Below are 20402 nucleotides of genomic sequence, written 5' to 3'. Positions count from 1 at the left end.
ATTACGTGTTCACTCTTGAGACTTGGTATTCATTTTTCGTCCGAGGACGTTAAGAATCCATGTCACTTTGAGTGCCCACACAGATTGTCTGATAAATTGTTAAAGAGCAGTTGCGACGCGCTTTAGCGCTCTGTCGCGAGGTGGCGTATATTACGCTTTCCTCTTTCAGAGTCAACCCGTTTTTCAGGATTTTTCTCTTCAACCGAACCGGCTGTTTGTGTGAAGTGATTCACATCCGCCGTGTCGATGGAGGCGCATTATAGGGAGCCCGCCGGGAATGACAAGCGGAAAAATACAATTTTATTTCAACCGCTCATCTTTTATACGCAACGCTTATTTTTGCTGCTTTTTAATCGCCGCCGGCAGCTCGGTCAGGCTATTTAGCACCCAATCCGCGGCTTTTTCCGCTTCTTCAGTAACAGGCTTACCGGTACGCACCAGCACTTTAGTACCGACATCAGCGGCCGCTGCAGCCTGCATATCTTCCAGTTTGTCCCCTACCATATAGGAAGCGGCCATATCGATATGCAGATAATCGCGGGCGGAGATCAGCATCCCCGGATGCGGTTTACGGCAATCACAGGTCTGACGGTACTCCTCAACCGCACCCTGCGGGTGATGCGGGCAATAATAGATACCGTCCAGATCGACGCCACGGTCTGCCAGAGACCAGTCCATCCATTCAGTCAGCGTTTCAAACTGGGCTTCGGTAAATTTACCGCGAGCAATACCGGACTGGTTAGTGACCAGCACCAGCGCGTAGCCCATCTCTTTGAGCTCGCGCATTGCGTCAATGACGCCATCGATAAATTCAAAATTGTCGATTTCGTGGACGTAGCCATGATCGACATTAATGGTGCCGTCACGGTCGAGAAAAATTGCGGGTACTGACTTTGCCACCGGTTTGCTCCTGAAAAAGGCTAGTGCCGTTAGTATCGCATGTTTCCGCATGCAAGAAAGTGCTCATTATAAAGAGTCAGATTGATTTAGACGTCTGGATGCCTTAACATCCATTTCATTGCCAGGCATCGCCTGGATACGGCAGAAGAAAATGCCACGGCAAACGGCTAAACGATAATAAATAACTGATGATTAAACTTTCCAATATCACCAAAGTGTTCCAGCAGGGGAATCGCAGCATTCAGGCGCTGAACAATGTCAGCCTGCATGTCCCTGCCGGACAAATTTACGGCGTCATCGGTGCCTCAGGCGCCGGTAAAAGTACGCTGATTCGCTGCGTTAACCTGCTGGAGCGCCCGACCGAGGGCAGCGTACAGGTTGACGGTCAGGAACTGACTGCGCTGTCGGAAAAAGAGCTAACCCGCGCTCGCCGTCAGATTGGCATGATTTTCCAGCATTTTAACCTGCTGGCATCCCGCACCGTTTTCGGCAACGTAGCGTTACCCCTGGAGCTGGATAACACGCCGCAGGCAGAAATCAAACGCCGTGTGACGGAGCTGCTGGATCTTGTCGGCCTGGGCGATAAGCACGACAGCTATCCGGCTAATCTCTCCGGCGGCCAGAAACAGCGTGTCGCCATTGCCCGCGCGCTGGCCAGTAACCCCAAGGTGCTGCTGTGCGATGAAGCCACCAGCGCCCTGGATCCGGCCACCACCCGTTCCATTCTCGAACTGCTTAAAGACATTAACCGTCGCCTGGGGCTGACCATCCTGCTGATCACCCACGAAATGGATGTAGTGAAACGCATCTGCGACTGCGTGGCGGTGATTAGCAACGGCCAGTTGATTGAACAGGACACGGTGAGCGAAGTCTTCTCCCATCCGAAGACGCCGCTGGCCCAGCAGTTTATTCAGTCGACGCTGCACCTGGATATTCCTGATGACTACCAGGCGCGCCTGAAACCTACCGCCACAGCGGATAGCGTACCGATGCTGCGCATGGAATTTACCGGCCACTCCGTCGATGCGCCGCTGCTTTCTGAAACCGCGCGTCGCTTCAACGTGAATAACAACATTATTAGCGCGCAGATGGATTATGCCGGCGGGGTGAAGTTCGGCATCATGCTGACCGAAATGCACGGTACACAGGAAGACACTCAGGCGGCTATCGCCTGGTTGCAGGAACATCATGTAAAAGTAGAGGTATTGGGTTATGTCTGAGGCAATGATGTGGCTGCTGTTGCGCGGCGTATGGGAAACGCTGGCAATGACCTTTGTCTCCGGCTTCTTCGGTTTTGTCCTTGGTCTGCCGGTGGGCGTGCTGCTGTACGTGACCCGTCCGGGGCAAATCGTCGCCAATGCTAAACTGTACCGGACGCTGTCGGCGCTGGTGAACATTTTCCGCTCCATCCCGTTCATTATCCTGCTGGTCTGGATGATCCCGTTTACCCGCGTGATCGTCGGCACCTCAATCGGCCTGCAGGCGGCGATCGTGCCGTTGACGGTGGGCGCCGCGCCGTTTATCGCTCGCATGGTGGAGAACGCCCTGCTGGAGATCCCGACCGGCCTTATCGAAGCCTCCCGGGCGATGGGCGCCACGCCGCTGCAGATCGTGCGTAAGGTTCTGCTGCCTGAAGCGCTGCCGGGTCTGGTCAACGCCGCCACCATCACCCTGATCACCCTGGTGGGCTATTCCGCCATGGGCGGCGCGGTGGGCGCCGGCGGTCTGGGGCAGATTGGTTATCAGTATGGCTATATCGGCTACAACGCCACCGTGATGAATACCGTACTGGTATTGCTAGTTATTCTGGTTTATTTAATTCAATTCTCTGGCGATCGCATCGTCCGGGCTGTGACTCATAAATAACGTTATTGGCAGACAACACTCATTCTTACAGGAAGGAAATAACATGGCCTTTAATTTCAAAACCTTTGCGGCAGTTGGTGCGTTAATCGGTTCTCTGGCGCTGGTGGGTTGCGGTCAGGATGAAAAAGATCCGAATCATATTAAAGTCGGCGTTATCGTCGGGGCGGAGCAGCAGGTCGCTGAAGTCGCGCAGAAAGTGGCAAAAGAGAAGTATGGCCTTGACGTTGAGCTGGTGACCTTCAACGATTACGTTCTGCCGAACGAAGCGCTGAGCAAAGGCGATATCGACGTCAACGCCTTCCAGCATAAACCGTATCTCGACCAGCAGATTAAAGACCGCGGCTACAAGCTGGTGGCTGTCGGCAACACCTTCGTCTACCCGATCGCGGGTTACTCGAAGAAAATCAAATCGCTGGACGAACTGCAGCCGGGCTCGCAGATCGCCGTCCCTAACGATCCGACCAACCTCGGTCGTTCTCTGCTGCTGCTGCAGCAGGTGGGCCTGATCAAACTGAAGGACGGCGTAGGCCTGCTGCCGACCTCGCTGGATATCGTCGAGAACCCGAAAAACCTGAAGATTGTTGAACTGGAAGCGCCGCAGCTGCCGCGTTCTCTTGACGACGCGCAGATTGCGCTGGCCGTTATCAACACCACTTACGCCAGCCAGATTGGCCTGACCCCGGCGAAAGACGGCATCTTTGTTGAAGGGAAAGAGTCGCCGTACGTGAACCTGATCGTGGCGCGTGAAGACAATAAAGATGCTGAGAATGTGAAAAAATTCGTTCAGGCTTACCAGAGCGATGAAGTTTACGAAGCAGCAAACAAGATCTTTAACGGCGGCGCAGTGAAAGGCTGGTAATCTTTTCTCACCGTAATATCATTCAGGACGGGCTTCACGCCCGTCTTGTCATTTATGCAAGCACCTGATTCAATAACGCCCTGTTTTTTATTCATTGAGGAAATACTATGCGTGCTTTACCGGTCTGTTTGTTAGCACTCATGTTAAGCGGTTGTTCCATGCTAAGCAGATCTCCCGTTGAACCTGTTCAAAGCACTGCAACTCCCCCGGTTAAATCGGAGCCGAGCAAACCACGCGCAACCCGTCCGGCGCCGGTACGTATTTATACCGATGCGTCAGAGCTGGTAGGTAAACCATTCCGCGATCTGGGGGAAGTGTCTGGCGAGTCCTGCCAGGCCTCGAATCAGGATTCTCCGCCGAATATCCCTACCGCCCGCAAGCGCCTGCAGATTAATGCCGCACGTATGAAAGCCAATGCTGTCCTGCTGCACCGCTGCGAAGTGACCAGCGGCACCCCAGGCTGCTACCGTCAGGCGGTTTGTCTGGGCTCGGCGCTTAACGTCTCGGCGCAATGAGTGCATTTCAGTTCGCGCAAATAGGCGTGATCCGCTCGCCGTATAAAGAGAAGTTTGCCGTACCTCGCCAGCCGGGTCTGGTCAAGCACGGCGGCGGAGAACTCCATCTGATCGCGCCCTACAACCAGGCCGACGCCGTGCGTGGTCTGGAAAGCTTCAGCCATCTGTGGATCCTGTTTGTGTTTCATCAGACCATGGAAGGCGGCTGGCGTCCGACGGTGCGCCCTCCCCGTCTCGGGGGCAACGCGCGTATGGGCGTCTTCGCCACCCGCTCCACCTTTCGCCCCAATCCCATTGGCATGTCTCTGGTTGAGCTGAAGGGCGTTCGCTGTCAGAAAGAGCAGGTGATACTGGAACTCGGCAGCCTCGATCTCGTCGACGGTACGCCGGTGGTCGACATCAAACCCTATCTGCCGTTTGCCGAAGCGCTGCCCAACGCGCACGCCAGCTACGCGCAACAGGCGCCGCAGGCGGATCAGGTCGTCAGTTTTACCGCCGACGTCGAAACGCAGCTTTTGCATCTGGAGAAGCGTTATCCGCACCTGAAGGCGTTTATCCGAGAGGTGCTGGCGCAGGATCCGCGTCCGGCCTACCGTAAGGAGGAAGAGGCAGGCAAAAATTACGCCGTCTGGCTGCTGGATTTCAACGTCCGCTGGCGGGTGACTGCCTCCGGTTTTGAAGTCTTTGCCCTCGAAGCGCGCTAATTTTATTTTCCTCTCTTTTGGCATCTTTGCCACACTGGTAAACTAAACCACTTTTTTTGTTTCAGGCTGGGCAACCAGCCTGTTCCGCTCGTTTAACTGGAACCGTTACAACATGCGTACTAGCCAATATCTGCTCTCCACTCTGAAGGAGACACCTGCCGACGCCGAGGTAATCAGCCACCAGCTGATGCTGCGCGCCGGGATGATCCGCAAGCTGGCCTCCGGGTTATACACCTGGCTGCCGACCGGCGTGCGCGTCCTGAAAAAAGTCGAAAACATCGTGCGTGAAGAGATGAACAACGCCGGTGCGATCGAGGTGTTAATGCCGGTCGTTCAGCCATCTGAACTGTGGCAGGAGAGCGGTCGCTGGGAGCAGTACGGCCCGGAACTGCTGCGCATTGCCGATCGTGGCGATCGTCCGTTCGTCCTCGGTCCAACCCACGAAGAGGTCATCACCGATCTGATCCGCAACGAGCTGAACTCCTATAAGCAGCTGCCGCTGAACTTCTATCAGATCCAGACCAAATTCCGCGACGAAGTGCGCCCGCGTTTCGGCGTGATGCGCTCCCGCGAATTCCTGATGAAAGATGCGTACTCTTTCCATACTTCGCAGGAATCGCTGCAGGAAACCTACGATGCGATGTACGCCGCTTACAGCAAAATCTTCAGCCGTATGGGGCTGGATTTCCGCGCGGTACAGGCTGATACCGGCTCCATCGGCGGCAGCGCCTCTCATGAATTCCAGGTGCTGGCGCAGAGCGGCGAAGACGATGTGATCTTCTCCGACAGCTCCGACTACGCGGCAAACATCGAATTTGCGGAAGCCGTTGCGCCGAAAACGCCGCGCGCGGACGCCACCCAGGAGTTGACCCTGGTCGACACGCCGAACGCCAAAACCATCGCCGAGCTGGTTGAGCAGTTCAACCTGCCGATCGAAAAAACCGTGAAAACCCTGCTGGTGAAAGCGGTTGAAGATAGCGCTTCCCCGCTGGTTGCCCTGCTGGTGCGCGGCGATCACGAGCTGAACGAAGTGAAAGCGGAAAAACTGCCGCAGGTCGCCAGCCCGCTGACCTTCGCCACCGAAGAAGAGATCCGCGCCCTGGTGAAAGCCGGTCCGGGCTCCCTGGGTCCGGTGAACCTGCCGGTGCCGGTGATTATCGACCGTACTGTGGCGGTGATGAGCGATTTCGCCGCCGGCGCCAACATCGACGGCAAACACTATTTCGGCATCAACTGGGACCGCGATGTCGCCACGCCGGAAGTCGCTGACATCCGTAACGTCGTTGCCGGCGATCCGAGCCCGGACGGCAAAGGTACCCTGCTTATCAAGCGCGGTATCGAAGTGGGTCATATCTTCCAGCTGGGGACGAAGTACTCCGAGGCGATGAAAGCCGCGGTCCAGGGCGAAGATGGCCGCAACCAGATCCTGACCATGGGTTGCTATGGTATCGGGGTCACTCGCGTGGTGGCGGCGGCGATTGAGCAGAACTTTGACGATCGCGGTATTGTCTGGCCGGATGCGATTGCGCCGTTCCAGGTGGCGATCCTGCCGATGAACATGCATAAATCTTACCGTGTGCAGGAGCTGGCGGAGAAACTGTACGCCGAGCTGAGCGCCCAGGGTATTGAAGTGCTGATGGACGATCGTAAAGAGCGTCCGGGCGTGATGTTCGCCGATATGGAGCTGATCGGTATCCCGCACACCATCGTGCTGGGCGATCGTAACCTCGACAACGACGATATCGAATACAAGTATCGTCGCAACGGTGAGAAGCAGCTGATCAAGACCGGGGATATTGTGGAATATCTGGTTAAAGCGATAAAAGGCTAATCACCCAACTCAGGGCCCTGAACGGATGTCAGGGCCTTTTTTTTACAAGGACTGTACCCATGACTGCACCTCTCCTCAGCAGCGGGCTGCTTACCTCCGCCCTGCTCCTGCTTACCGCCTGCACTGTAGACGTCGGCCGCAGCGCCCCTTCCGCATCCGCTATCGATGGCCGCTCACCGCCATGGGCTGTCACCCTCCAGCGTCAAAGCTCGATTGCCGGCAGCGGACTGCGCGAAATCGCCGAAAACGACCTTCATTCCGGCGACCTGCTTTTCCCGCGCAGGAGCCGGACAATCAGTGTCCGCAGTCCTTCCCAGGAATAAATTTGCCAGCCTGATCCGTCATCAGCGTTTTCATCATTTCGCCGGTATCCGGGTTCGCCTCGAGGGTAAAGTGCCCCTCCACCACCAGCAGCACCGGACGTGAATCATTGCCGCGGGCAGCGGCATAATCCCGCTCAAGCTGGGCATTATTCGCCACCGCGACGCGTTTACCGGTCGCGCAATCAGTAAAGGTTGCCGCATCGGCCATATAGAAGTACATACCACGCATCGCCATCGGGGTGGTCGGCAGGCTGGCCTTCACCGGCTCCAGGGTATAGTTGAGGGGAGACTGAATGGGGCTCCCGTTGCGGTCGAGCATCTCCAGCTTGTCGCCCTTCGCGCGAAAGTACGATTTTTCGCCCTTGCTGTTGGTCAGTACCAGCTTATCCGCCGTACGCGCCCAGGTGCCGTAAGAGGCAAAGGAGGATGGTTCACGACGCGCGCCCTGGTAGTGCTCATTCATCACCCAGGTGCCGTCTTTTTCCAGGAACAGCGAGGTGTCGATGCCTTCGCAATCCGCGCAAGGCAGCACCCCGCGCCAGCTTTGCTGCATCGGCTTGAGCTCTTCCATCGCCGCCGGCTGGACCGTGTCAGTTTCGGCGCGATGGTTACAACCAAACAGCGCGAACAGCGAACAGGCCGCTATCACGGAGAATATGATTTTCTTCACTCTACTTTCCTTATGATCCATTCCACCCGTTCGCCGACGCCTTCACTGGCGAACTTTCCCACGCAGCGCCTTGACTGAGGACTTTTGCGCCTTGGAAGCAAGGCGTCGCTCTTTGGATGCCCGAGTCGGTCGCGTCTCCCGGCGACTTTTTTGCACTGCGGTCAATTCTTTGATAAGGGCCACCAGCCGGGCGATCGCCGCTTCGCGGTTCATCTCCTGACTGCGATATTCCTGAGCCTTAATGATAACCACACCGTCAGCAGAAATTAAGTGGTGGCTGGCGGCGAGCAGGCGCTCTTTGTAAAACGCCGGCAGGCTCGAGGCTTTAATATCGAAGCGCAGATGGATCGCGGTCGACGCTTTGTTCACGTGCTGGCCCCCGGCCCCCTGGGCGCGAATACCTTCCAGCGTGATCTCGTTATCGGCAATGGCCACGCTGCGGCTGATAGTAATCATGCCGGCCCTTGCCAGGCGGTAAGCTGAATTTCCAGATTATTCTGAGCGTCGGACAACCAGATGCTCCCCTCCTGCAAAGTGGCCTGCAGCGTCATCGTGCGGTCGGCAAAAGCGCTAAGCTGCGCCAGCTGGGCATCATCAAGATACCAGATGGTCAGCTTCGGGTACGCCGCAAGCTTGTTCTGATTCTGCTGCCACCAGATTTCAGCCGCCCGGCTGTTATAGGCAAACAACGCCACCGCCTGCGCCCGCGAGCAGGCTTTCTTGAGACGTTTCTCGTCCGGCAGCCCCAGCTCGATCCACAGATCAACCCCGAGATGATCGTTAAGCAGCCACAGCTCCGGCTCGTCGTCTGACGAGAGGCCGCGCGTAAACTGCAGCCGCTCATCGGCATATTTGATCCACGCCAGCAGGCGCAGCATCATGCGCTCCTGGGTTTCCGACGGGTGCTGCGCCAGCGTCAGGTTAGCATCCAGAAACTGGTTGCGATCCAGATCGGCTACATTCACCGCGGCTTTATATATCGTCGCTTTCAGCGCCATGAACAAACTCCTGAAAAAAATGGCGTACATTGTAGCGAAACTGGCGACAAAAGGCTGTCAGCAATCGCAGCAACCTGTTTCATCCTGCTGAAATTGCTTAAATGACTATGATATAGTTCCCTTGCTAAACAGAGTTTATCTTCGTAGGCTTAAACTTGCATCCCACGGTTGAGTCAGAACGCTGACAGGAGGGCATGTGGACCACTATTGTGAGTTAATACGCAAGCGGTATGCGGAAATAGCCAGCGGAGACTTAGGGTATATCCCGGATGCGCTGGGTTGCGTGTTGAAAGTATTGAATGAGATTGCGGCGGATGAGGCCCTTTCGGAGTCAGTCAGGGAAAAGGCCGCTTATGCGGCAGCAAACTTACTGGTGAGCGATTATGTCAATGAATGATACTTATCAACCCATTAACTGCGATGATTACGACAACCTGGAGCTGGCCTGCCAGCATCACCTGGTGCTGACGCTGGCGCTGAAGGATGGCGAACAGCTGCAGGCGAAGGCCAGCGATCTAATCTCGCGTAAAAATATCGAGTATCTTGTGGTCGAACTCGCCGGCAACGTCCGCGAGCTGCGCCTGGATAAAATCGCCAGCTTCAGTCACCCGGAAATCGGCACCGTGGTGGTGAGCGAATCCTGAATCAAAACGGGCTTAACCGCCCGTTTTCCTCCACGCCAGACTGATCCCTTCCCCGTCTTTGACTTCACCTTCGTTAGTCACAAACAGATCGTCCGCTGCGGCAATCGGCGTTTCGCCGTAAAACAGCAGCGGCGTGGTGTCTCGTCGCCACGGAGCAACGCCCAGCTCCTGCCAGATCTTCTTCAGCTTACGGCCGCCATGACGCCCGACGATATGCAGATGGCCGCTGGCGCGAAAGCGGACGGTGACTGGCTCATCCGCCGGGGGCGGGCGCAGCCTGCCGCCCGGCTGCAGCACCAGCTCACCAAGACCGTCCGCCAGCCGCAGCGGTTGGCGCCAGTCTGTCCAGCGCTGGACGCTGTCCGTCTGCCCGGGTACATATCTCACCCAGTACAAGCGCTGCTGAAAACGGCGGACGGTAAATTCCCCCAACCGCAGGCAGGGGCTGGCATCTTCCCGCGCCAGCGCCACCTCGTGCCAGAGGCGCTCAGGCACCTCGCGGGCCGGCATCGGCGCCTGCTGCCCGGCGAGCCAGCGACGCAGCAACGCCGCGCGGCGGGGAGAACTCATTGACGTCAGCGGCGCGATAGCCAGCGACCCGTCTTCGGCCACCAGCGACGCCAGCTCCGCCGCCAGCATCTCGTCCAGCAGCTGCTCCTGCTCGGCGCACAGGCTGGCGCTGCGGGCGACGGCCTCGCTAAAGTGCGGCCAGCGCTCACGCAGCACCGGGATCACCCGCAGGCGCAGGAAGTTGCGGTCATAGGTATCGTCCTGATTACTCTCATCTTCAATCCACGACAGCTGGTGGGCGAGCGCCCACTGGCGCAGCGATTCCCGGGTTTCATTGAGGAGAGGACGCAGCAGTCGACTGCCGGCAAAGGGAGACGATGGCGCCATCGCCGACAGGCCGGTCGGACCGCTGCCGCGTTTTAACGCCAGCAGCAGCGTTTCACACTGATCGTCCTGGTGCTGAGCGGTCACTAACACTTCGCCGGCGCGGAGCGTCTCCTGAAAGGCCTGATAGCGCGCCGCGCGGGCATTGGCCTCGACGCCCAGGCCGCCCCGGGCTAACGTCACGCGATGCACCGCCAACGGCACCTGCCACTGCTGGCAAATTTGCCGACAATGCGCCACCCAGTCGTCTGCGTGGGCGCTAAGGCCGTGATGAACATGCACCGCCCGCAGCGTCAGAGAGGGATCCTGTTCCCGCAGCAGCACCAGCTGATGCAGGAGAACCGTCGAGTCCAGACCGCCGCTGAAGGCCACCAGCAGCTGGCGATGGGGATGAAGCGTATGCGCAATGTTAGCCGTCATAACCACAAACATACCGAGAAGTGATGGCCCGGCACGTTACCGGGCCAGGGTCGCGCTGGCAAGGTTTACTGCTGATATATTTCCAGCGGCAGGTCGTCCGGATCGCTAAAGAAGGTAAAGCGTTTACCGGTAAAGGGATCGACGCGAATCGCTTCGCACTCCACGCCATGCGCCGTCAGGTGCGCCACCGCAGCGTCGATATCATCCACGCTAAAGGCCAGATGACGCAGCCCGCAGGCTTCCGGACGACTGGGTCGGGCCGGCGGAAACGGGAACGAGAACAGCTCAATCACATACTCGCCGTTGAGCGCCAGATCGCCCTTCCAGGAGTCACGTTCGGCGCGATAAAACTCGCTTTGCAGCGTAAACCCCAGAATATCGCAATAGAACGCTTTACTACGGGCGTAGTCAGTCGCAATGATGGCAATATGGTGAACCCGCTTCAAACCCAGCATGGTCAAACTCCTTCTGTTAAGCCAGCCACGTTACTCGTGCGCGCCGTTAACGCGCAAGCCTTTCGTCATTTTTTAAGACTCGTACCCGATACACGCCGTCCTCATCGCGCTTCGCGCCGTGAATATCGGTCTCAAACCCCGGGTAATGACGTCCTATTGAGCAGAGCATCAGCAGGAAGTCGAGCACCGCCCGGCTCTCCTCCGTGATCATCTCTCCCGGCATCAGCAGCGGTACGCCCGGCGGATAAGGGAGGATCATGTTGGCCGAAATTCGGCCCACCAGGTTCTCCAGTTCAATGGTTTCCACCTCACCCTTGATCTGGCGCTGCCAGGCATGATGCGGCGTCATTTTCATTTCCGGCAGGACGTCAAAGGCGCTGAGCATCAGCTGCGGCAGCTGGTGCTGGCGGATCAAGCGGTGGATCCCCTGTGCCAGATCCTGGATCCGCATGTTGCGGTAGAAGTCGGGATCTTCCGCGTACAGATCCGGCAGCATATTCTTCACCCGCAGATTGAGATCGTAGGCGCGCTTAAATTCGGTCAGGCCGCGCAGCAGACCCATCGCCCGGGTTTTATCGATACCGATGCTAAAGAGGAACAGCAGGTTGTAGGGGCCCGTTTTCTCCACCACCACGCCCCGCTCGTCGAGGAACTTCGCCACCAGCGCCGCCGGGATCCCCTCTTCATCCATATTCCCCTGCTCGTCCATACCCGGCGTCAGAATGGTGACTTTCACCGGATCGAGGTACATATGATCCGCATCGGCATCTTTGAAACCGTGCCAGTCATCGCCCGGCGCCACCGGCCAGCACTCGGCTTTATCCACCGCTTCCGGCTGCCAGATATCAAAGAACCAGCCGTCCGACTCCTCGCGCAGTCGCTGCACCTCTTTGCGGAAATCCAGCGCCCGCTCAATGGAGCGCTGGATCAGGCGCTTACCGGAGTTACCGCGCAGCATCGCCGCCGCGGTCTCAATCGACGCGACGATGGGATAGCTCGGCGACGTAGAGGTATGCATCATAAAGGCTTCATTAAAGGTCTCTTCATCATAGTTGCCCTTAATGTGGATCAGCGAGGCCTGCGACAGCGCGGCCAGCATCTTATGCGTCGACTGCGTCTCGAAGATGACTTTTCCGGGGATCCGCTCACCGCTCATGCCGCTTTTCCCCTGATATATCGGATGGAAATGGGTATACGGCACCCAGGCGGAATCGAAATGGATCGACGGGACGTCGAGCGTCTCTTTAAGCCAGGTGGTGTTGTAGAGCAGCCCATCGTAGGTGGAGTTGGTGATCACCGCATGCACTGGCCACTGCGCCCCGCCCGTGTCGCGCACTTTCTGCTGAATACTGTCGCGGGTAAACTCGCGCCGGGGGATACCGCCGAGGATCCCTAACGCATTGCGGGTCGGCTTCAGCCACAGGGGAACCACATCGCTCATCATCAGCAGGTGGGCCAGCGATTTGTGACAGTTACGGTCAATCAGCAGGGTACTGCCGGCGGGCGCCGAGTACATACCGACAATTTTATTGGACGTCGAGGTACCGTTGGTCACCATATAGCTTTGCTCGGCGCCAAAGGCGCGAGCGATATACTCCTCCGCCTCCAGATGCGGGCCGGTATGATCCAGCAGGGAGCCCAGCTCGGTGACCGAAATCGAGACATCCGCCTTCAGCGTATTCCCGCCAAAGAAATCATAGAACAGGCAGCCCACCGGGCTTTTCTGATAGGCGCTACCGCCCATATGACCCGGCGTACAGAAGGTATATTTCCCCTCCTGCACATAGTTAAACAGCGCGCGGGTAAATGGCGGGGTGATATTGTCCAGGTACTCGCGGGTATACTGCCCGATGCGGGTGGCGATCTCTTCGGAGAGTCCCAGCGCATATTCGAAGAACCACAGCGTCATGCGCAGATCCTGACTGCTGACGTCCATCGTCGAGTGGGCGTTAATAAAGGCGTACAGAGGCAGATATTCATTGAGCTGGTTAATATCGCTGCACAGATCGACGCTGTACTCATCCCAGTCGAAGATCACCCCGCAGATGCGCGGGTTGTGCTCGATAAACTGCAGCAGGTCGGCGCTATTTTGCGGCCAGATGGTCTGAAAGCCCTGGCGCTGCAGCGCCGCTTCCAGTTCTTTGATCGGCTCGTCTTTGTGGTAGACGCCGTGAGGCCCCATGATGGCGATGATATTCACGCTTTCCTCCTGGTATTCACCTAAGCCCAGCATCATAGCAATCCCCTGGGCGCATCGCACATAAAAAAAGGACCGGAAAATCCGGCCCTTAGTGTTTTGCGCTAGCGGAAAACTTAGGCGTAACCGTAGCTCATCAGACGTTGATAGCGGCGGTTCAGCAGCTCTTCTTCGCTGAGAAGATCGAGATCGGCCAGGTCCGCCAGCAGCTGCGCTTTCAGGCTTGCCGCCATCGCTTCCGGGTTGCGGTGGGCGCCGCCCAGCGGTTCCGGAACGATAGAATCGATCAGCTTCAGCTCTTTCAGACGCGGGGCGATAATGCCCATCGCTTCCGCAGCCAGCGGCGCTTTATCCGCGCTCTTCCACAGAATGGAGGCGCAGCCTTCCGGCGAAATCACCGAATAGGTGCTGTACTGCAGCATATTGACCTTGTCGCCCACGCCAATCGCCAGCGCGCCGCCGGAGCCGCCTTCGCCGATCACGGTGCAGATAACCGGCACGCTCAGACGCGACATCTCACGCAGGTTGCGGGCAATCGCTTCCGACTGGCCGCGCTCTTCCGCGCCGACGCCCGGGTAGGCGCCCGGGGTGTCGATAAAGGTGATGATCGGCATTTTAAACCGCTCAGCCATCTCCATCAGGCGCAGCGCTTTGCGGTAGCCTTCCGGGGCCGGCATACCAAAGTTGCGACGAATTTTTTCTTTGGTTTCGCGACCTTTCTGGTGGCCGATGATCATCACCGGACGACCGTCAAGACGCGCGATACCGCCGACAATCGCTTTATCGTCAGCGAAGGCGCGGTCACCGGCCAGTTCGTCAAATTCGTCGAACGCCAGGCGGACATAATCCAGGGTGTAAGGACGGCGCGGATGGCGCGCCAGTTGCGCAACCTGCCATGCACCGAGATCGGCGAAGATTTTGCGCGTCAGCTCTACGCTTTTCTCGCGCAGACGATGCACCTCTTCGTCGATGTTAATATCCAGTTTCTCATCCTGACGGCTTACCGCAGTCAGGGAATCGATTTTCGCTTCCAGCTCTGCAATCGGCTGTTCAAAATCTAGGAAATTCAGACTCATAGTATTCCTGTATTAGTCAAACTCCAGTTCCACCTGCTCCGAGCCGATAAGGCCACGCAGATCGTTGAGTAAACGATCGCTCGGAGAGACGCGCCATGTTGCGCCGAAACGCAACCGCGCGCGTGCATCCGCCCTCTGATAGTAGAGGTGCACTGGAATGGTTCCCGAACGGTGGGGTTCCAGAGACTGACGGAGTCGGTTTAAAAGCTGGTCATCAATTTGCCTGTCCGTCAGCGAGATAGCAAGCCCGCGAGCATATTTTTCCCGGGCTTCGTCAATGTCCATGACTTCACGGGCGGTCATTTTAAGCCCCCCGCTAAAGTCATCAAAGCTGACCTGTCCGCTGACGATAAGTATGCGGTCTTTTTCCAGCAACTGCTGATATTTATCCAGCGCGTCGGTGAATAACATCACCTCCAGCCGCCCGGAACGGTCATCCAGGGTACAGATGCCGATACGATTGCCGCGCTTGGTGACCATTACCCGCGCCGCAATCACCAGCCCCGCCGCCGTGGTCACTTTTCCACGATCGGTCGGATGCATGTCTTTGAGCCTCACGCCGCCGACGTAGCGCTCAATCTCTTTCAAATACTGGTTAATCGGGTGCCCGGTCAGGTACAGCCCCAGGGTCTCCCTTTCACCATCCAGCACCACCTGCTCAGGCCACGGCTGGCAGCTGGCGTAGGACTGTTCAATCTGCTCAGGCTCTTCCGCCAGCACGCCGAACATATCGGCCTGGCCGATGGCCTCGGCTTTGGCGTGCTGATCGGCGGCTTTCAGCGCATCGCCCAGTGAATTCATCAGCGCCGCGCGATGCGGACCGAGACGATCGAACGCCCCGGACATAATCAGTTTTTCCAGCACCCGACGGTTAAGCTTTTTAATATCGGTCCGCGCGCAGAGGTCGAACAGCTCGCGGAAATAACCGCCGTTGTTGCGCGCCTCAATGATCGCTTCGATCGGCCCTTCGCCGACGCCCTTGATGGCGCCGATACCGTAGACGATCTCGCCGTCGTCGTTGACGTGGAAATGGTACAGGCCGGAGTTAATATCCGGGGGCAAAATTTTCAGCCCCATACGCCAGCACTCGTCCACCAGGCCAACGACCTTCTCGGTGTTGTCCATATCGGCGGTCATTACCGCCGCCATAAACTCAGCCGGATAGTGCGCCTTAAGCCACAGCGTCTGGTAAGAAACCAGCGCGTATGCGGCGGAGTGCGATTTGTTAAACCCGTAACCGGCGAATTTCTCCACCAGGTCGAAGATTTTCATCGCCAGCTCGCCATCAACGCCGTTTTTCTTCGCCCCATCCTCAAAGATAGAACGCTGCTTGGCCATCTCCTCCGGCTTTTTCTTACCCATCGCACGACGCAGCATATCCGCGCCGCCGAGGGTATATCCGGACAGCACCTGGGCAATCTGCATGACCTGTTCCTGGTACAGGATGATGCCGTAGGTCGGCTCCAGCACCGGTTTCAGGCTTTCATGCTGCCACTGTACGTCCGGATACGAGATCTCTTCGCGGCCGTGCTTACGGTCGATAAAGTTATCTACCATCCCCGACTGCAGCGGGCCCGGGCGGAACAGGGCCACCAGCGCGATCATATCTTCGAAGCAGTCCGGCTGCAGGCGTTTAATCAGATCTTTCATGCCGCGCGATTCAAGCTGGAAGACCGCGGTGGTTTCCGAGCGCTGCAGCATGTCGAAGCTTTTCTTGTCATCCAGCGGGATGGCGGCGATATCCAGCGGCCCTTCGCCGTTCTTCTCTCGGCGCTTGTTAATCATCTCCAGCGCCCAGTTAATGATAGTGAGCGTACGCAGACCGAGGAAGTCGAATTTCACCAGCCCGGCGTATTCCACGTCGTTCTTGTCAAACTGGGTAACCGGATGCAGCCCCTGCTCATCGCAATACAGCGGGGCGAAGTCGGTGATTTTGGTCGGCGCGATAACCACGCCGCCCGCATGCTTACCGGCGTTTCGCGTCACCCCTTCCAGCTTACGCGCCATGTCGATCAGCGCTTTCACTTCTTCGTCCGCCTCGTAGATCTCCGGCAGCTGCGGCTCGGCCTCAAAGGCTTTCGCCAGCGTCATGCCCGGATCGGGCGGCACCAGCTTGGAGATGCGGTCGACAAAGCCGTACGGGTGACCCAGCACGCGGCCCACGTCGCGGATGACCGCCTTCGCCGCCATGGTACCGAAGGTGATGATCTGCGATACCGCGTCGCGGCCATACATATCCGCCACGTGCTCGATAACCTGGTCGCGTTTCTCCATGCAGAAGTCGACGTCGAAGTCGGGCATCGAAACACGTTCCGGGTTGAGGAAACGTTCGAACAGCAGGTCGAATTCCAGCGGGTCAAGATCGGTGATCTTCAGCGCGTAGGCCACCAGCGAGCCGGCGCCGGAACCGCGGCCCGGGCCGACCGGCACGCCGTTATCCTTCGACCACTGGATAAACTCCATCACGATCAGGAAGTAGCCGGGGAAGCCCATCTGGTTGATCACCTGCAGCTCGATATCCAGACGCTCGTCGTATTCCGGCCGGCGCTTCGCGCGCACTTCCGGATCCGGGAAGAGGAATTCCAGCCGCTCTTCCAGACCCTCTTTCGATTTCATCACCAGGAAATCTTCCGTGGTCATATCGCCGGTCGGGAACTGCGGCAGGAAATATTCGCCAAGCCGCACGGTGACGTTGCAGCGTTTGGCGATCTCGACGCTGTTTGCCAGCGCTTCCGGAATATCGGCGAACAGCTCGCACATCTCCTCCTCGCTGCGCATATATTGCTGTGGCGAGTAGTTGCGCGGCCGTTTCGGGTCGTCGAGGGTGAAGCCGTCGTGAATAGCGACGCGGATTTCATGGGCGTCAAAGTCGCCAGTGTCGAGGAAGCGGACATCGTTGGTCGCCACCACCGGCAGACCACGCGCTTCCGCCAGCGCTACGGCGGCATGGAGATAACTCTCTTCATCCTGACGACCGGTGCGGATCAGCTCCAGAAAATAGCGATCCGGGAAATGCTCTTCATAGAAGGAGACGCACTGCTCAACCAGCGGCATGTTGCCGCGGATCAGGCTGACGCCGACGTCGCCTTTACGGCCGCCGGAGAGCAGAATCAGCCCTTCCTGATGTTCCACCAGCCAGTCGCGATCGATCCACGGCCCCAGGGCGCCGTAGCCGCGCTGATAGGCGCGGGAAATCAGCAGAGTCAGGTTCTGGTAGCCGGTGTTGTTCGCCGCCAGCACGGTCAGCTCGGTAAATTCGTCGCCGAGCAGGTCGCACTGCACGTGGAAATCGGCGCCGACGATCGGCTTAATCCCCGCGCCGTGTCCCGTCCCGTAGAACTTCACCAGCCCGCAGAGGTTGGTGAAATCGGTGATCGCCAGCGCTGGCATGCCAAGCGAGGCCGCCTTCTTGACCAGCGGCCCGGTCTTTGCCAGCCCATCGATCATGGAATAGTCGCTGTGCACCCGCAGGTGTACGAAACGTGGTTCAGCCATCTTTAGATCCCGGTGACTTAGTTGGACGCCAGGCCCAGGGCACGCTTCACCGGGCCGAAACTGCGCCGGTGATGCTCTGTTGCGCCGTGTTCCTGCAGCTTCTGCAGGTGAACAGCGGTGGGATAGCCTTTATGCTGGGCAAATCCGTAGTGGGGAAATGCGAGGTCCAGCGTGGCCATTTCGGCGTCACGAGTGACTTTTGCCAGAATAGACGCTGCGCTGATTTCTGCCACCCGGCTGTCGCCTTTCACCACCGCCAGGGAGGGCATCGGTAGCGACGGACAGCGGTTGCCATCGATCAGGACAAACTCGGGCACAATGCTCAGGCCGGCGACGGCGCGCTGCATCGCCAGCATAGTGGCATGCAGGATATTCAGCTCATCGATCTCATGCGGCTCGGCGCGCCCAAGGCTCCAGCACAGCGCTTTCTCTTTAATCTCATCGAAGAGCGCCAGTCGACGCTTCTCGCTGAGTTTTTTGGAATCATTCAGACCCACAATCGGCTTCGCCGGATCGAGGATCACCGCCGCGGTCACCACCGCGCCAACCAGGGGGCCACGCCCGACCTCATCGACGCCGGCAACCAGATGGGTATGCGGATAGACGAACTCCATCATTGTTTTGCTAACTCCAGTACGGCATCCGCCGCCTGCTCATCGGCGTTGCAGCGGATCTGCTGATGCAGCGCGCGGAATGTCTCATGCATCTCATGGCTGGTTTTGCCATCGGCCAGCAGCGGCTGCAGGGCGGCAGCCAGCGCCTGCGGCTCGCACTCATCCTGCAGCAGCTCTTTAACCAGCTCGCGCCCGGCCAGCAGGTTCGGCAACGAGACGTAGTCGGTTTTAACCAACCGCTTCGCCAGCCAGAAGGTGAACGGCTTCATGCGATAGCCAACCACCATCGGGCATTTCGCCAGCATACACTCCAGCGCCGCCGTCCCGGAGGCCAGCAGCGCGGCGTCGCTGGCGATCATCGCATCGCGCGCCTGGCCGTCCAGCATATGCACGATCATATCCGGCGCCGTCTCAGCTTTAATTCGCTCAAACTGCTCCCGCCGTTTAGCATTAACCAGCGGCACCACCACCTGCAGATCGGGATAGGTAGCCCGCAGAAGTTGCGCGGTTTTCAGAAAGTCCGCACTGAGCATTTCGACTTCCGCGCCGCGGCTACCGGGCAACAGCGCCAGGCAACGCACGTCGTGCGGGATCCCTAACCGGTCGCGCGCGGCGCCTTTGTCAGGATCCAGCGGCATCGCATCCGCCATGGTATGGCCGATAAAGCGGCAGGGAACGTTAAATTTGTCATAAAACGCTTTTTCGAAAGGCAGAAAGGCCAGCACCAGATCGGTGGATCTGCCGATTTTGAAAACGCGTTTTTGTCGCCAGGCCCAGACCGATGGGCTGACGTAGTGAATGGTTTTGATGCCCTGCTTTTTCAGATTCCCTTCGAGGGTAATATTGAAGTCAGGGGCGTCGATACCGACGAAAACATCGGGACGCAGCTCGCCGAAGCGGCGGGTCAAATCGGCGCGAATATGGAGTAAGCGACGCAGGCGACCGAGCACTTCAACAATACCCATCACCGCCAGCTCTTCCATTTCGTACCAGGCTTCACACCCTTCCGCCTGCATCAGCGGTCCCGCCACGCCGACAAAGCGCGCATTCGGGATGCGTGCTTTGAGGGCGCGGATGAGGCCAGCGCCAAGAATATCGCCGGAGGTTTCTCCGGCGACCAGGGCAATCGTCAGGGGACGCTGTTCAGCCATTAACGAATCAAGCCGCGGGTAGAGCGGGCGAAGAAATCGACAAACGGCTGAACTTCAGGATGCTGAGTCGCCAGTTCGGCGATCTCCGGCTTGGCTTCTTCCAGCGTCTTGCCGCTGCGGTACAGCAGTTTATACGCGTTGCGGATCGCGGTAATCGCTTCCCGGCTGAAGCCGCGGCGTTTCAGGCCTTCGATGTTGACGCCGAACGGCGTCGCGTGGTTGCCCTGGGCAATCACGAACGGCGGAACGTCCTGCGCTACGCCGGAGCAGCCGCCAACCATAACGTGTGAGCCAATGACGCAGAACTGGTGCACCGCAGTCATGCCGCCGATAATGACATAATCATCCAGCGAAACATGGCCCGCGAGCGTCGCGTTATTGGCCAGGATGCAGCGATCGCCAAGCGTACAATCGTGCGCCACGTGGGCGTTGATCATCAGCAGGTTATCGTTGCCCACCTTTGTTAATCCACCGCCCTGTACTGTGCCGCGATGAATGGTGACGCTTTCGCGAATGCGGTTGCGATCGCCAATTTCCACCCGGGTTGGTTCGCCAGCATATTTCAGATCCTGGTTAACTTCGCCGATGGAAGCGAACTGATAGATCTCGTTGTCACGGCCGATTTTGGTGTGGCCGTTAACGACAACGTGAGACTTCAGTACGGTGCCTTCGCCGATTTCGACGTTGGCGCCAACAATACAAAACGGACCAATGTGGACGTTAGCGCCAATCACGGCGCCTTCTTCAACAATGGCGGTAGGATGAACAAAAGCGGTTTTATCAATCACGT

The 20402-nt window shown here is 58.0% G+C and carries 20 protein-coding genes and 1 pseudogene; 9 read left to right on the top strand and 12 right to left on the bottom strand.

Annotated elements, in window-relative coordinates; genetic code table 11:
- Positions 1–333: 333 nt before the first annotated feature.
- Positions 334–900, bottom strand: coding sequence for a D-glycero-beta-D-manno-heptose 1,7-bisphosphate 7-phosphatase (gene gmhB, locus ACLH1U_RS14585; RefSeq protein WP_004204479.1), 567 nt, complete (start codon positions 898–900; stop codon positions 334–336).
- Between the two features lie 188 nt (positions 901–1088).
- Between gmhB and metN the strand changes: the two genes are divergently transcribed.
- The 7 genes and pseudogenes from metN to ACLH1U_RS14550 form a co-directional block, all read left to right on the top strand.
- Entirely contained in the window at positions 1089–2120 is a 1032-nt protein-coding gene (gene metN, locus ACLH1U_RS14580) for a methionine ABC transporter ATP-binding protein MetN (RefSeq protein WP_002889450.1), read from the top strand.
- Complete coding sequence (locus tag ACLH1U_RS14575) at positions 2113–2766, top strand: methionine ABC transporter permease MetI (protein ID WP_004204478.1); 654 nt, start codon at positions 2113–2115, stop codon at positions 2764–2766. The genes metN and ACLH1U_RS14575 overlap by 8 nt, the downstream gene beginning before the upstream one ends.
- 43 nt (positions 2767–2809) lie before the next feature.
- Complete coding sequence (gene metQ / locus ACLH1U_RS14570) at positions 2810–3625, top strand: methionine ABC transporter substrate-binding lipoprotein MetQ (protein WP_002889445.1); 816 nt, start codon at positions 2810–2812, stop codon at positions 3623–3625.
- 107 nt (positions 3626–3732) lie between these two features.
- A complete protein-coding gene (gene rcsF / locus ACLH1U_RS14565) occupies positions 3733–4140 on the top strand; it encodes an Rcs stress response system protein RcsF (RefSeq protein WP_023292059.1) in 408 nt (135 codons plus the stop codon).
- Complete coding sequence (gene tsaA / locus ACLH1U_RS14560; protein ID WP_032452991.1) at positions 4137–4844, top strand: tRNA (N6-threonylcarbamoyladenosine(37)-N6)-methyltransferase TrmO; 708 nt, start codon at positions 4137–4139, stop codon at positions 4842–4844. Before rcsF ends, tsaA begins: the two co-directional genes overlap by 4 nt.
- Positions 4845–4956: 112 nt before the next feature.
- Positions 4957–6675 (top strand): proline--tRNA ligase, encoded by a 1719-nt coding sequence (gene proS, locus ACLH1U_RS14555; RefSeq protein ID WP_032452990.1) that lies wholly within the window; start codon positions 4957–4959, stop codon positions 6673–6675.
- A gap of 59 nt (positions 6676–6734) precedes the next feature.
- Positions 6735–6950 (top strand): annotated as a pseudogene (locus tag ACLH1U_RS14550) (hypothetical protein); the annotation flags it as partial.
- Between the two features lie 19 nt (positions 6951–6969).
- Here ACLH1U_RS14550 and nlpE read toward each other — a convergent pair.
- Genes nlpE through ACLH1U_RS14535 form a run of 3 tightly spaced genes read right to left on the bottom strand, consistent with a single transcriptional unit; the run spans position 6970 to position 8666 of the window.
- A complete protein-coding gene (gene nlpE / locus ACLH1U_RS14545; RefSeq protein ID WP_101976373.1) occupies positions 6970–7668 on the bottom strand; it encodes an envelope stress response activation lipoprotein NlpE in 699 nt (232 codons plus the stop codon).
- Positions 7669–7710: 42 nt separating this feature from the next.
- Entirely contained in the window at positions 7711–8124 is a 414-nt protein-coding gene (arfB, locus tag ACLH1U_RS14540; RefSeq protein ID WP_004204468.1) for an alternative ribosome rescue aminoacyl-tRNA hydrolase ArfB, read from the bottom strand.
- A complete protein-coding gene (locus tag ACLH1U_RS14535; protein ID WP_023292054.1) occupies positions 8121–8666 on the bottom strand; it encodes a YaeQ family protein in 546 nt (181 codons plus the stop codon). The genes arfB and ACLH1U_RS14535 overlap by 4 nt, the downstream gene beginning before the upstream one ends.
- Positions 8667–8862: 196 nt before the next feature.
- Between ACLH1U_RS14535 and ACLH1U_RS14530 the strand changes: the two genes are divergently transcribed.
- Positions 8863–9063: a YaeP family protein gene (locus tag ACLH1U_RS14530; protein WP_002889429.1), complete on the top strand. Its 201-nt coding sequence runs from the start codon at positions 8863–8865 to the stop codon at positions 9061–9063.
- A complete protein-coding gene (gene rof / locus ACLH1U_RS14525; RefSeq protein ID WP_002889424.1) occupies positions 9050–9310 on the top strand; it encodes a Rho-binding antiterminator in 261 nt (86 codons plus the stop codon). Before ACLH1U_RS14530 ends, rof begins: the two co-directional genes overlap by 14 nt.
- A 12-nt stretch (positions 9311–9322) precedes the next feature.
- Here rof and tilS read toward each other — a convergent pair whose 3' ends face one another.
- The 8 genes from tilS to lpxA all read right to left on the bottom strand — a co-directional run bounded on the left by tilS (position 9323) and on the right by lpxA (position 20400).
- Positions 9323–10636, bottom strand: a complete 1314-nt coding sequence (gene tilS / locus ACLH1U_RS14520) for a tRNA lysidine(34) synthetase TilS (RefSeq protein WP_411299312.1) — start codon at positions 10634–10636, stop codon at positions 9323–9325.
- A gap of 53 nt (positions 10637–10689) precedes the next feature.
- Positions 10690–11079 (bottom strand): VOC family protein, encoded by a 390-nt coding sequence (locus tag ACLH1U_RS14515; RefSeq protein ID WP_002889387.1) that lies wholly within the window; start codon positions 11077–11079, stop codon positions 10690–10692.
- A 46-nt stretch (positions 11080–11125) separates the two neighbouring features.
- Positions 11126–13279 (bottom strand): lysine decarboxylase LdcC, encoded by a 2154-nt coding sequence (locus ACLH1U_RS14510; protein WP_032429283.1) that lies wholly within the window; start codon positions 13277–13279, stop codon positions 11126–11128.
- Between the two features lie 113 nt (positions 13280–13392).
- On the bottom strand, positions 13393–14352 hold the full coding sequence (gene accA, locus ACLH1U_RS14505; protein WP_004145855.1) for an acetyl-CoA carboxylase carboxyl transferase subunit alpha: 960 nt from the start codon (positions 14350–14352) through the stop codon (positions 13393–13395).
- 12 nt (positions 14353–14364) lie between these two features.
- A complete protein-coding gene (dnaE, locus tag ACLH1U_RS14500) occupies positions 14365–17847 on the bottom strand; it encodes a DNA polymerase III subunit alpha (RefSeq protein ID WP_023292051.1) in 3483 nt (1160 codons plus the stop codon).
- 17 nt (positions 17848–17864) lie between these two features.
- Positions 17865–18464 carry a ribonuclease HII gene (gene rnhB, locus ACLH1U_RS14495; RefSeq protein ID WP_004204458.1) on the bottom strand — a complete coding sequence of 200 codons (600 nt, stop codon included), beginning with the start codon at positions 18462–18464 and terminating at the stop codon, positions 17865–17867.
- The gene (gene lpxB, locus ACLH1U_RS14490; RefSeq protein WP_023292050.1) at positions 18461–19612 is read right to left on the bottom strand and encodes a lipid-A-disaccharide synthase; all 1152 of its coding nucleotides are present in this window, start codon (positions 19610–19612) and stop codon (positions 18461–18463) included. The genes rnhB and lpxB overlap by 4 nt, the downstream gene beginning before the upstream one ends.
- Complete coding sequence (gene lpxA, locus ACLH1U_RS14485) at positions 19612–20400, bottom strand: acyl-ACP--UDP-N-acetylglucosamine O-acyltransferase (protein WP_004204455.1); 789 nt, start codon at positions 20398–20400, stop codon at positions 19612–19614. Before lpxA ends, lpxB begins: the two co-directional genes overlap by 1 nt.
- Between the last annotated feature and the right edge of the window lie 2 nt (positions 20401–20402).

This window comes from Klebsiella sp. 1SOBk5mer (genome assembly GCF_046603115.1).
Classification (GTDB): domain Bacteria; phylum Pseudomonadota; class Gammaproteobacteria; order Enterobacterales; family Enterobacteriaceae; genus Klebsiella; species Klebsiella quasipneumoniae.
Note: the sequence above shows the minus strand (reverse complement) of the source record. Positions and strands in the feature narration are given on the sequence as shown.